The following is a 12,569-nucleotide window of genomic DNA, read 5'->3' as shown; positions in this document are numbered from 1 at the left end:
GTCCCGGGACAACACATGAACCGTCCGGGACCGCGGACCGTCAGAGGCTGTGGACCTTCAGAGACTTCGGTTCATACGGACCTGATTCCCCTGACGCCCCCGCTCCTTGAGCGCCGGATGTCACCGGGGTCTTTGAGGCCCTTGCCGCTTCTGGACGGCTTGGGCGCACGGGGCAGCGCGTCCTGGATCTCCTCGCGAAGATCCTCGATCTTGGGGTAGCCCGCGTACTGCCCGGTGAGGCGGTACATCTCGCGCAGCCGGTCCCAGGTGCGGTGGGAGGAGTTCTCGTTGATGGACAGCAGGGCGAGCCGGGCGTAGCGGTCGGCCTGCTCGGGGTCGTCGGAGATGAAGTAGGCCGAGGCCAGCGAGATGTAGTCGAAGATCTGCGAGCGCTCCCGGCCGTCCTCGCGCAGCGCCAGAGCCCGCCGGGCGTGCCGCTCCGCCGTCTTGGCCGCCACCGGCTCGTACTCGGCGAGCGTGCGGAAGGCGAGCGCTTGCATGCCGTGCAGGTCCGCCTCGTCGAACATCTGCATCCAACTGGGCGGCGGCACATCGCCCTTGTCCGAGACGAACAGCTCTTCGGCCTTGCCGAGGGTCCGCCGCATGGCCTGGCCGCGCCCCATAGACGCCTGTGCCCAGGCCTCGATGGTGTGGAGCATGGCGCGGGTGCGGGGCAGCGCCCGGTCTCCGGAGCCCGACTGGGCGAGCTTCACCAGATCGAGTGCGTCATCGGGCCTTCCCAGGTGCACCATCTGGCGCGCCGCACGCGAGAGGGCCTCTCCCGCACGCGGCCGGTCACCGCCCTCTCTGGCGGCGTGGGCGGCGATGATGAAGTACTTCTGGGCCGTGGGCTCCATGCCCACGTCGTGCGACATCCAGCCGGCGAGCACCGCGAGGTTGGCGGCCACCCCCCACAGTCTGTTCTGGAGCGGCTCGGGGTGGTGGTAGGCGAGCATGCCCCCCACCTCGTTGAGCTGGCCCACGACGGCCTTGCGCTGGAGGCCGCCGCCGCGTGCGGCGTCCCAGGCCCGGAAGACCTCCACGGAGCGCTCCAACGCCGCGATCTCCTGGGCCCCCACCGGGGCCGCTTCGTAACGGTCGAAGGACGCCTGGCCCGCGTGGGACAGCTCGCCGGGGGCGCCTGGGGTGTTGGTGGCGGAGAGTCGTGCCGGATCCGTTTGGAGCCAGTCGTGCATTGCACTGGTGAGTGCTGATCCTGCGGCGAGCGCGGCGCCCGCGCCCACCAAGCCGCGTCGGTTGAGCATGAGGTCCATTCCCGTGAATTCGGTGAGGACCGCGGCAACCTGCCCGGGCGGCAGTGGCAACCCCTCGGCGGGCTCGCCTCTCCCCGCTTGCCCTGGCCTGCTGAACCCGAGGTCCTCGATGGTCACGACACGGCCGAGTCGCTCGGTGAACAGGGCGGCCAACACCTTCGGCACCGGATCTCGCGGGGTCTCCCCCGTCTCGATCCAACGCCGCACACGCGAGGTGTCCGTCGCCAATTGCGGATGCCCCATCGCTGCCGCCTGCCGGTTGACCAGCCGGGCGAGTTCGCCCTTTGACCAGCCGGCGAGGCCGAAGAGGTCCGCGAGGCGCGCGTTGGGTCCCTTTGTCACGTCAAGCCCCCAGGTTCTCGGCTGAGTTGACAGTAACTTCAGCGCAGCGGCCCGGCGAGCATTCGCCAGGGTTCGCCAGGGTTCGCCAGATGGTGTGCCACCCGCCGCCGGGTGTCCTGTAGGAACGCGCCACCCCGGTCATTCTGTCCGACCCGCATTCCCCAGGGTGCACAGGTCGGCGGAGGGCTCTTCCGTCCCGTGCGAGCGGACGGGGGCGAGGCCGGGGAGGCGCGGCCAACCCGTCGGCACACGAAGGGATCCTGCTCACCCATGTATCCAGCAACGTCCCCCGTGTCCGTGCAGCCCCGGCCCCGAGCGGCGCCCCCGGCGCAGCCCTACACCGTGGGGCCCGCCGTCCTGCCGCCCGGACCGTCCCGTACGGCCGGTCCGCTCACCGGTACCGGACAGCCCCGGCGCGCGCACGGCACCGTGTCCCAAACCCTCAGCGGGAGACTGGACTTGTCCGGCCCTCAGGGTGTGCAGCTCCGTACCGCCATTGCCTCCATCCACCGGATCTGTCCGGACTTCGCGCCCGCGCAGATGCTGCGCAGGCGGGGACGCTCCGTACTGCTGGCGGGCACGGCCGGCCGTAACACCGTCATCGCCAAGTGTCTGCTGGACCACTCCCCCGCGTGGGCGGAGCGCTTCCGGCACGAAATAGCCGCCTACCGTGCCTTCGTCAGGCACCGGCCCCCTGTTCGGGTGCCGCGCCTGATCGCGGCCGACCCCGATGCCTGCACGCTGGTGATCGAGCGGGTGCCGGGCCGGGTGGCCGCCGCCCAGCGTCACCCGTTCGAGGCACCGCCGCGGGCCGATCTGCGGGCGGTGATCGACTCGTTCACGCGGATCAATTCGTGGTTGCCTCCGGTGTCGCTCTTCCAGCGTCCGGTCGACTATCCGGCGCGCATCACCCGCTTCCACGAACAGGGGCTGCTGACCGACCGGGATCTGGGCGACCTTCAGAAGCTTCTCCACGGCCTGGCACAACCCTCGGGCCCCGGCGGCAGGCGCAGCGTGTCCTGGCAGTTCTGTCACGGAGACGCGCTGCTGACCAATGTGATGCTGGGCCCCACCGGCCCCTCGCTGGTCGACTGGGAGCACGCGGGCTGGTATTTGCCCGGGTACGACCTGGCGACGCTGTGGTCCGTTCTGGGGGACGCGCCGATGGCGCGGCGGCAGATCAGCCAGCTCGCCCAAGCGGCCGGTCCCGCGGCCCGGGACGCCTTTCTGGTGAATCTGATGCTCGTCCTCACCCGGGAGATCAAGACGTACGAGACGGCGGTGCAGCGCACCATGCGGGACGCCTCGCCGCAGACCGCGGCGCAGTCCGCCGCCGCGGTCAAGGCCGGCGGGATACCGACGGGCGAGGAGCAGCGGCTCCTGCTGCGGCGGCTGCACGACGACTGCGGGATGGCGCGCCGTGCGGTGCGGGCGGCGGTCGGTACGCGCTGAGGCCGGCGTCGCCGGTCGGGGCCGGTGACATTCCGCCCCCGCCGAGGGCTGAGGGCTCGGCGGGGGCGGGGCAGTGCGGACCGACGTGTGACGTCGACGTGCGACGTGTGACTGCCCGTGCGACCTGCGACTTCCCGTGCTGACGTGCGGCATCCCTTTCCCCGGAGATTCGGCTTCCTCCGCCTCAGAGGTGTGGCTTGCCCTGCCTCAGAGATGATTGACGGATCGTCGGCCAGCCGATACGTCTGTGGACTGCCCGCGCCCGTGATCCCACGGCGCACAGTCCGAGGAGGCGGCTTTGCCAGGATCCTTCCGTGACCCCAACAGACGCACGGCCAGACGCACCGCCCGGCGCACGGCACGCTCGGCGGCTGTCGGTGTGGCGACGGCCGCGCTGATGGTCCCGCTGCTCTCGGCGGGCACCCACGCGGCGGCCGACCAGCCGGGTGAGACCTCGCTCCAGGGCCGGTTCGCCGACGCCGCCGAGCGCTATCGGGTGCCGGAGAGCGTGCTGCTGGGGGTCTCGTACCTCCAGTCGCGCTGGGATGCGCACCAGGGGGCGCCCAGTGTCTCCGGCGGCTACGGCCCGATGCACCTCACCGACGCGCGCACCGCGCTGGCCCACTCCGGCTCCGCGGGGCACGAGGACACGGAGGACGCGCGGGGCGACACCCGGCGTGCCGCGCGCACGGCCGCCCCGTCCAAGGCGGCCAAGGCCCTCGAAGCCCTCCAGGAGAAGAGTCCGCCGGCCCGGCTGCGGACGCTGGAGCGGGCCGCCGAGCTGACCGGCAGGCCCCGTGCCGAGCTGCGCTCCTCCGTCGGCGCGAACGTAGCGGGCGGCGCCGCGCTGCTGGCCGCGGCCCAGAAGCGGCTCGGCCACCCGCTGAGCGCCGATCCGGCCGACTGGTACGAGGCGGTCGCCGCGTTCCCCGGCGGCGGCCAGGGACGGCCGACGGCCACCGGGTTCGCCGACGAGGTCTACGACGTGCTGCGCAAGGGCGAGCGCCGCGTCACCGACACGGGTGAGGCCGTCACGCTCAAGTCGAGCCCGAAGCTGCGCGCCGAGCGGCCCGCCACCCGGGCGCCGGAGGCCGACGGCGGGGCCGAGTGTCCGCGCACGGTGGACTGCGAGTGGTACCCGGCGCCCTACGAGCAGTTCACCAACGACCAGGGCCAGCTCGACTACGGCAACCACGACAGGACGCGGCGGCCCGCCTCGCAGAAGATCGACTACATCGTGGTGCACGACACCGAGGGCTCGTACGAGACGACGCTGAAGCTGATCAAGGACCCGGACTACGTGTCGTGGAACTACACGCTGCGCTCCTCGGACGGGCATGTGGCGCAGCACGTGCGGAACAAGGACGCGGCCTGGCACGCGGGCAACTGGTACGTCAACTCCAAGTCGATCGGCTTGGAGCACGAAGGCTTCCTCACCGATCCGGACGCGTGGTACACGGAGGCGATGTACCGCAGCTCGGCGCGGCTGGTGAGGTATCTGTCCGACCGCTACGGCATTCCGCTGGACCGCCAGCACGTCCTGGGGCACGACAACGTTCCGGGCACGACGGCCTCGACGGTTGCCGGCATGCACACGGATCCGGGCCCGTACTGGGACTGGCAGCGCTATTTCAAGCTGCTGGGCAAGCCCTTCACCCCGGGGGCCGGTAAGGGTTCCGGGGTGGTGACCATCCGGCCCGGATACGAGAAGAACAAGCCGGTGTTCACCGGGTGCGAGAGCGCGGGCAAGCCGTGCCCGGCGCACGGCTCGGCGGCGGTGCGGCTGCACACCGCACCGGATGCTTCATCGCCGCTGGTCAAGGACGTGGGGCTGCGGCCCGACGCCGGGCCGTCGACCACGGGCGTGAACGACACCGGAGCGCGCGCCACCACCGGTCAGCAGTACGCGGTGGCCGGTCGCGAGGGCGAGTGGACGGCCATCTGGTATCTGGGGCAGAAGGCGTGGTTCCACAACCCGTCCTCGCAGCCGGCCGCCGTACCCGCCAAGGGCGTCACGATCACCCCCAAAGCCGGCCATGCTGAGATCCCCGTCTACGGCCGCGCCTACCCGGAGAAGGCGGCCTACCCCGCGAACGTCCCCGTCCAGGCGCTGTCGCCGCTGCCCTACAAGGTTCTGGCGGGCCAGCGGTATGTGGCCGGGCTGAGGACCAAGGGCGAGTATCTGTACGCCGTGGACTTCGACCCGGATGCCCGCAACTTCCAGGTGGTCCGCGGCAAGCAGACGTACTACCAGATCCAGCTCGGGCACCGCGTGGCGTTCGTACGGGCCGAGGATGTGCGGGTGATCAGCTCCCGCTAGTCACCACGCGCTGGTGCCCCTCCCGGCGAGCTTTGCCCGGTCACGGCACTGGTCACCGCTCGGCGGTGAGGAGGCGAGTGCGTCCGGCGAGGGCGGTGAGCACGGAAGTGCCGCCGCCCTCGTGGCGTACGGCAGCGGTGACACCGTCGCCGAAGGCCGACGGAGGACTTGCGCTAAGGGTCAGGGGGGTCAGGAGGTCACTGCTGGAACATCTCGGCGGGCAGCGGCTTGAGCAGCGCGTAGAGGTCGTTGGTGATCGGCCGGTCCCAGCTGGCGATGGTGACCAGGACGCCGTCGCTGCGGTCGAACTGCACGCAGGAGATGCGGTCTTCCGACAGCTTGATACGGCGCACGATCAGGAGGTTGTCCTCGTGCATCACCGGGTCGTCCTCGGTGCCGGTGACCTCGATCGGCTCCTCGTTCTCCAGCGCTGCGAGCAGCTGGGCGACCTCGAAGGGCACCTGGTCGTCCCCGACCTCCCGCGCGGGCGAGCCCTCCGGCAGATTGCCGATGATCATCGCTGGGCCGCGTCCGCCGAACAGGTCGTACCGCAGGAAGACGCCCTGACAGGTGCCGTCGGGCGCCGGCAGCAGCCCGGCACCCAGATTTCCGGGCCAGTCGGACGGGTCCATGGCCAGGACATCGAAGTCCGGGCCCGCTGGCACGGCAGCACTGCGGCGGCGGAGGAACGACATGCCGCAATAGTACGTGGCCACCGCACCGCACCCGCGTCAGAGTCCCCGTACGGGGAGGACCCCGCCTCCGGCGTGCCGCTCGGGCCCTGGGGCGGGCCCATGGCGGCACACAGTGCACACCTGTGCCCCTCAGCGTGGGTTGCTCCCGCGCACGGGCGCGCGCGGCCGGCATCGAACCCGCCTCGCCCCGGGCCGAGCCGATCATCTCGGCCCTCGTGACCCGCTGCGCGCCCGCCTGCCCTCTCGACGGTCACCTCCACATGGGCGCGCGGCTGCCTGATCCCGTCTCGTCCGTCCAGGAGAATCCGTCGCCGCGCGCCCGCTCGGCGTGGTGCAGCACCGTGGCAGCCGGCCGGCCCCGTACGAGGGCGTCCCAGGCCCGCAGGCCACGAAGATGCCGCTCGGGCATGCCGTGCCGGGCCTCCGGTGTCAGGTTTTCGGCGAGCCGGGCCAGGGCGCGGGACCGGTCCCGTGCCGCACCGGGCTCCTCGTCCGCGCCCCCCTCCTCGGCGGCACTCAGGGCGTGCCACATGAACAGCTCGGCGTGTAACGCCAGTCGCAGCCCTGGCCCAGGCCCTGGGGTCTCGGCCAGGGCCTCGGCCTCGGCCTCCAGCGTGCGTACCGCCTCATCCGCCCTCCCCGTGCGCCCGAGCGCCTGGGCCAGCCGGCATACGGTACGCAGGCGCAGCTCCGGGGCGAGGTACGGCTCCTCCAGTGCGGCACGCAGGTGGTTGACGGTGGCGGCGGGAGTCACGGGGAGCGCCGCGCAGCCCAGTTCGAACAGCACAGCGGGACGGTCCCGCAGCGGTGGAGGCTCGCGCAGCGCGCGGCCCAGACAGCGGTACGCGGCCTCGGGCGCGCCCGTCCGCAGGTGGATCCGCGCGGCGCGCCGCAGCTGTTCGACGACGGCCGGATCGTCGTCCGGGTGAATCTCCAGCAGATGGCGAGCGGCTGCCGCGGGCCCCAGCCCGGCGCCGGCAACGGCCGCGGCTGCCTGCCCGTGCAGAGCGGTGCGCAGACTGTCCGGAATGGCCCGGTAGACGGCACGCCCGAGCGAAGGGCGCTCAAATTCCAGCACTTCCGCCTCCCCGGGTCCCGCCTCGGGGACGGCGATCAGCTCGCTGCGGGCCCCCGCGTCCGCTCCCCGGGGCCCGGGGAGCGGACGGCCGGGCCGCAGCACGTGCGCGGCGCGCAGCTTCGCGGCGGCCTCCTGGGCGGCTCGGCCGTCCAGCGCGGCGACGCGTGCGGCGAGGGGCAGGGTGGCTTCGCCTGCCAGGACGGCGGTGGACCAGGCGAGGCGTACGCAGGCGGTGCCCAGGCTCTCCAGGCGGTCGAGGAAGTCCTCGCCGTCGGCGGGGGCTGCGAGCCGGCGCAGTCGGGGGACGGAGTTCTGGTGCGGGCCGAGCTCGTCCTCGTGCGCGCGGGCCAGTAGTTCGGTGACGGCGAAGGGGTTGCCGCCGGTGAGGAACCAGCACTCCTCGCGGAAGGGGGTGTCGGGCGCGGCGCCCAGGGTGCGGGCCGTCAGGGCTCCCACGGCGGCCTCGCTCAGGGGTGCGAGCGTGTACGGCGCGGCATGGGCCCCGGTCACCACGCGCAACCCGTCGGCGTACGGCGGAAGTTCGTCCGGGTCGTAGGCGAGTGCGAACAGCACGGGCAGCCGAGCGGCGGATGCCGTCACCGAGTTGAGCCAGGCCAGGGAGGCGGGGTCCGCCCAGTGGGCGTCGTCGACGAGTACGGCCAGCGGGGCATGCCGGGCGGCGAGGTACGCGAGGAGGCGGTCGAGTCCGTCGCGTACGCCCTGGGGGTCGGGGCCAGGGCCGGGACGGGCCTGGGCGGAGCCGGTGACAGCGCCGCCGTGGGCCTCCCCCGTGCCGAGCGCCGGGGCGACGATGTCGTACCAACGCCCCAGGGCCGTGCGGAGATCGCAGCAGGGGCCGCGCTCGCCCGGCCCCGCCGTCCGGGCGCCCTGGCAGAGGGTCCGCAGGAGGCTCCTGACGAGGTGGAAGGCAAACTCCTGCTCGTGTCCTTGGGCGGTCAGTACGGTGCAGCCGCCGTCCGCCGCGCGCCGTGCCGTCTCCCGGAGCAGGGCCGTCTTGCCCGCTCCGGACGGGCCGGTGAAGGCGAGGACGCTTCCGGCCCCCGGATGCGCGCCCGCTCCCGCTTCGAGGCGTGCTCCATACCCGCTCGAACCCCGCGCGAACCGCCCGGCGCGAGGGCCGCACAGCAGGTCCACACTCCGTGCGGCGGCGGCGAGTTCGGCCTCCCGCTCCAGCAGCACCCGGCTCCCCGTGGCCGGGCGGCCCGCGCTCTGCGCCACGTCCTTGTCCTCACTCCTCCGGGCAGGTGTGGCAGAGCGTACGCCGACGGGCGGTGCCGCTGGGAGGTGTGCGGAGATTCGCGGTGACGGGGGCTGGGCCAGCTGTACGACCGGATGCGTGTGGTACGCTCAACGGTTTGAAGCGATCAACTTCAGCTCAAAGACTAGCCGTTGAGGAGTCTATCAACCCTATGGGAACTAGTCAAGAGGACCGCAGATCCCCCTCCGGACGTGCGGCCCTGACCAGGGCACTCGATGCCGAACAGCGGTACGTGGACACGCTGTACGCGCGGCTGGACGAGGAGCGTGAGCTGGCCGAGAAGCGGCTCGCCGAGACCAACCTGCACGGCGCGGACGGGGGCACACCCCAGGCGTACGAGGAACGGGAGGCCGCGTCCGTCGAGGGAGCCCGCTGCCTCGGGCAGCTCAACTCCGTCGACAGCGGGCTGTGTTTCGGCAGGATCGACCTGGCTCACGACACCGCGCACGGGGACGGCACGCACGCGCAGGGCACGCACGCGGAGGGCGTCGCGCCCGCCGCGCCCACCCGGGCCACCCACTACATCGGCCGTATCGGCCTGCGCGGCCCCGATCTGGAATCCCTGCTGGTGGACTGGCGGGCTCCGGCGGCCCGGCCGTTCTACGCCGCCTCGCCCGTTGCCCCCGGCGGCGTACTGCGCCGCCGTCATCTGCACGCCACCGGGCGGGAGATCACCGGACTCGACGACGAGGTCTTCGACCTGGAGCGGCTCCCCGAGCACGACCGCCACTCCCTGGTGGGTGAAGCGGCGCTGCTGGCGTCCTTGCGGTCGGGCCGAACGGGCAGGATGTCGGACGTCGTCTCCACCATCCAGGGCGAACAGGACCGGGTGATCCGGTCCGGGCTGCCCGGCGTTCTGGTCGTCCAGGGAGGGCCCGGCACGGGCAAGACCGTCGCGGCCCTGCACCGCGCCGCGTATCTGCTGTACACCCACCGCGGCACCTTGGCACGCAGGGGCGTTCTGGTCGTCGGCCCCAACGCGGTGTTCCTTCGCTACATCAGCGAGGTGCTGCCCTCGCTGGGCGAGACCGATGTGGTGCTCAGCACCCTGGGCGGGCTGTTCCCGGGAGTACGCGCCGAGGCGGAGGACGGGCCCCGGGCCGCCGTCGTCAAGGGCGATCCGCGTATGGCGGAGGTGGTGGCGCGCGCGGTGCGGGCGCAGCAGCGCGACCCGGGCCCCGGCGGGCTGCGGGTGACCGTGGAGGGGGCGCGCCCCGGCAGCACGGAGACGCTGCTGGTGCCCCGGGAGGTGTGTGTACGGGCACGCGAGCGGGCGCAGGCGCTGGGAGCCCCCCACAACGTGGCACGGAAGCGCTATGTGACCGACCTGCTGGCCGCGCTCGTCCGCGTACGGGCGGGGCGGGACGGCCGCCCTCTGGATGAGGAGGAACTCCGCCACGGACCCGGCGAGCTGTGGAGTCGGCGTCCGGTGCGCCGGGCGCTGGAGGAGCTGTGGCCACTGCTGACTCCCGAGCGGCTGATCGGTGCGCTGCTTACCGACGAGGCGCTGCTGCGCACGGCGGGCGAGGGGCTGCTGGAGGCGGTGGAGCGGGCCGTACTGACGCGCGACGAGGCGCGGGCGTGGACGGTGGGCGATGTGCCGCTGCTGGACGAGGCGGCGGAACTGCTGGGCGAGGACGACTCGGCCGCACGGGTGCGGGCGCGCGCGGCGGCGGCGGAGCGGCGCGCGGAGGAGGAGTACGCGCGCGGGGTGCTCCAGCTCACCGGGCTGGACGGGCCGGACGGCGAAGGGCCCGTGGACGTGGCCACGCTGGTGGACCGGCACCGCGATCCCGGCCCTGTGCGGACGACGGCGGACCGCGCCGCCGGCGACCGGCGCTGGGTGTACGGACATGTGATCGTGGACGAGGCACAGGAGCTGTCGGCCATGGCGTGGCGGATGGTGATGCGGCGGGTGCCGGGACGTTCGATGACGGTGGTCGGGGATGTGGCGCAGACGGGGAGCGCGGCGGGGGCCCGCTCGTGGGGACAGATGCTCGACCCTTACGTCGGCGGGCGCTGGCGCGAGGAGTCGCTGACGGTCAACTACCGCACGCCGGCCGAGGTGATGGAGCCGGCCGCTCGGCTGCTGGGCGAGGTCGCGCCCGGCCTGGAGCCGCCCGTCTCGGTGCGTACGGGCGGGGCGGCACCGCGTACCGTGCGGGCGGCGCGTGGGGCGCTCGTCCAGGAGGCGGTGCGCGCGGTGGGCGAGGAGCTGGCGGGGCTGCGCGAAGAGGGCGGCGGGAAGCTCGCGTTGATCGCTCCCGGCGGGCTGGCGGACACGCTGGCCACCGCGCTGCCCGGCGGGGTCCGGGCGGTGCGCGGCGGCGGCGTGGCGGCGCTTGATGCTCCGGTGGCGGTGCTGACGGTGACGGAGGCGAAGGGGCTGGAGTTCGACCGGGTCGTGATCGCCGACCCGGTGGGCATCGCCGCCCGGTCACCCCGGGGCGGGCACGACCTCTATGTGGCGGTCACCCGTGTCACGCACCGGCTCACCCTGGTCCACGAGGGGGAACCGACCGGCGTCGCGCGGCTGCTCATGTGAGGTCGAACTCGCCTTCGCGCGCGCCACGCACGAAGGCGCGCCACTCCCCGGGGTCGAAGATGAGCGCGGGCTTGTCGGGCTGGCGGCCGTGCCGCATCGCGACGAAGCCCTCTACGAAGGCGATCTCCACATCGCCCGTACCCCGGCTGCTCGACTGCCACTGCGCGTGGCTCAGATCGAGTTCCGGCTGCTCGGTGGTGCTGTAGGCCACTCCTGTGCTCCTCCCGGTCGTCGTCCCGGCGCCACCCTAACCACGGCTGTGCCCGCGCGGACAGGCCGCGGAGCCGGGTAAGACGGACGAGCCGGGAGCACGGGGCCGCGGGGGCGGGCCCCGGTGGGCCTGGCGGTCGTGGGGCGGTGTGGTGGGGCGGTGTGACGGGGCGGTGTGGTGGGTCGTGCGGCGCGCGGGGGTCAGGAGGCGGGCGGGGTGTCGGCGACCAGCCACATGGAGAAGAACTGGGAGCCGCCTCCGTAGGCGTGTCCGAGCGCTCTGCGCGCCCCCTCCACCTGGTGCTCGCCTGCCATGCCGCGCACCTGGAGGGCCGCCTCGGCGAAGCGGAGCATGCCGGAGGCGCCGATGGGGTTGGTGGACAGCACCCCTCCGGAGGGGTTGACCGGCAGGTCGCCGTCCAGTTCGGTCGCGCCCGACTCGGTCATCCGCCAGCCCTCGCCCTCCTTGGCGAAACCGAGGTTCTCCAGCCACATCGGCTCGTACCAGGAGAAGGGGACGTACATCTCCACCGCGTCGATCTCCCGGCGCGGGTCGGTGATCCGGGCCTGGCGGTAGACGTCGGCCGCGCAGTCGCTGCCCGCGCGGGGTGAGACGGCGTCCTTGCCGGCGAACAGGGTGGGTTCGCTGCGCATCGCCCCGCCGTGCACCCAGGCGGGCCGCCCCGCCGCGCCGCGGGCGCCGTCGCGGTCGGTGAGCACCATGGCGCAGGCCCCGTCGGAGGAGGGGCAGGTCTCCGAGTAGCGGATGGGATCCCACAGCATGGGTGAGGAGCGGACCTTCTCCAGGGTGAGGTCCTTCTCGTGGAGGTGGGCGTACGGGTTCTTCAGCGCGTTGCGGCGGTCCTTGTAGGCGACGAGGGATCCGATGTGGTCCGGCGCCCCGGTGCGGTGCATGTAGGCGCGTACGTGCGGCGCGAAGAAGCCGCCAGCGCCCGCCAGCAGCGGCTGCTGGAACGGGACGGGCAGGGACAGCCCCCACATGGCGTTGGACTCGGACTGCTTTTCGAAGGCGAGGGTGAGGACGGTGCGGTGCACGCGGGCGGCGACGAGGTTGGCGGCGACCAGTGCCGTGCTGCCGCCGACGGAGCCCGCGGTGTGCACGCGCAGCATCGGCTTGCCGACCGCGCCGAGCGCGTCGGCCAGGTAGAGCTCGGGCATCATGACGCCCTCGAAGAAGTCGGGCGCCTTGCCGATCACGACGGCGTCGACGTCCGGCCAGGTCAGGCCCGCGTCCTCCAGTGCCCGTACAGCGGCCTCCCGCACCAGTCCCGCGAGGGAGACATCGTGGCGGGCCGCCACGTGCTTGGTCTGGCCGACGCCGACGACGGCCACCGGTTCCTTGTGCACGGCGCG

Annotated in this window: 8 protein-coding genes; 3 read left to right on the top strand and 5 right to left on the bottom strand. The window is 72.9% G+C overall.

Features of this window, described 5'->3' with window-relative positions:
* Window positions 1-71 precede the first annotated feature (71 nt).
* Window positions 72-1,616 (bottom strand): DNA-binding protein NsdB, encoded by a 1,545-nt coding sequence (locus OHB04_RS37980; protein ID WP_326809243.1) that lies wholly within the window; start codon window positions 1,614-1,616, stop codon window positions 72-74.
* Window positions 1,617-1,886: 270 nt separating this feature from the next.
* On the opposite strand from OHB04_RS37980, the gene OHB04_RS37975 reads away from it, so the two are divergent.
* Together OHB04_RS37975 and OHB04_RS37970 are read left to right on the top strand one after the other, a co-directional pair.
* Window positions 1,887-3,068, top strand: a complete 1,182-nt coding sequence (locus OHB04_RS37975; protein WP_326809242.1) for an aminoglycoside phosphotransferase family protein — start codon at window positions 1,887-1,889, stop codon at window positions 3,066-3,068.
* Between the two features lie 298 nt (window positions 3,069-3,366).
* The gene (locus OHB04_RS37970) at window positions 3,367-5,388 is read left to right on the top strand and encodes an N-acetylmuramoyl-L-alanine amidase (RefSeq protein ID WP_442815049.1); all 2,022 of its coding nucleotides are present in this window, start codon (window positions 3,367-3,369) and stop codon (window positions 5,386-5,388) included.
* A gap of 197 nt (window positions 5,389-5,585) precedes the next feature.
* Here the strand turns inward: OHB04_RS37970 and OHB04_RS37965 are convergent, their stop codons facing one another.
* Both OHB04_RS37965 and OHB04_RS37960 read right to left on the bottom strand, forming a co-directional pair.
* Entirely contained in the window at window positions 5,586-6,083 is a 498-nt protein-coding gene (locus OHB04_RS37965; RefSeq protein WP_326692176.1) for a hypothetical protein, read from the bottom strand.
* 250 nt (window positions 6,084-6,333) lie between these two features.
* The gene (locus tag OHB04_RS37960) at window positions 6,334-8,400 is read right to left on the bottom strand and encodes an AAA family ATPase (RefSeq protein ID WP_326809241.1); all 2,067 of its coding nucleotides are present in this window, start codon (window positions 8,398-8,400) and stop codon (window positions 6,334-6,336) included.
* A 191-nt stretch (window positions 8,401-8,591) separates the two neighbouring features.
* On the opposite strand from OHB04_RS37960, the gene OHB04_RS37955 reads away from it, so the two are divergent.
* Window positions 8,592-10,985, top strand: coding sequence for a HelD family protein (locus OHB04_RS37955; protein ID WP_326809240.1), 2,394 nt, complete (start codon window positions 8,592-8,594; stop codon window positions 10,983-10,985).
* Here OHB04_RS37955 and OHB04_RS37950 read toward each other — a convergent pair.
* Together OHB04_RS37950 and OHB04_RS37945 are read right to left on the bottom strand one after the other, a co-directional pair.
* On the bottom strand, window positions 10,978-11,196 hold the full coding sequence (locus OHB04_RS37950; protein ID WP_326692173.1) for a DUF397 domain-containing protein: 219 nt from the start codon (window positions 11,194-11,196) through the stop codon (window positions 10,978-10,980). The genes OHB04_RS37955 and OHB04_RS37950 overlap by 8 nt on opposite strands.
* Window positions 11,197-11,396: 200 nt before the next feature.
* Complete coding sequence (locus tag OHB04_RS37945; RefSeq protein WP_326693094.1) at window positions 11,397-12,563, bottom strand: thiolase domain-containing protein; 1,167 nt, start codon at window positions 12,561-12,563, stop codon at window positions 11,397-11,399.
* Window positions 12,564-12,569: the final 6 nt, after the last annotated feature.

Origin of the sequence: Streptomyces sp. NBC_01775, from assembly GCF_035917675.1 — a bacterium.
In the GTDB taxonomy this organism is placed as follows: domain Bacteria; phylum Actinomycetota; class Actinomycetes; order Streptomycetales; family Streptomycetaceae; genus Streptomyces.
The sequence above is the reverse complement of the archived record's forward strand: the minus strand, read 5'-3'. Positions and strand labels throughout refer to the sequence as shown.

Excerpts from the sequence above, each read along its gene's own strand:
- OHB04_RS37965 (WP_326692176.1), bottom strand. The coding sequence starts at position 6,083 with ATGTCGTTCCTCCGCCGCCGCAGTGCTGCCGTGCCAGCGGGCCCGGAC.
- OHB04_RS37975 (WP_326809242.1), top strand. The coding sequence starts at position 1,887 with ATGTATCCAGCAACGTCCCCCGTGTCCGTGCAGCCCCGGCCCCGAGCG.
- OHB04_RS37955 (WP_326809240.1), top strand. The coding sequence starts at position 8,592 with ATGGGAACTAGTCAAGAGGACCGCAGATCCCCCTCCGGACGTGCGGCC.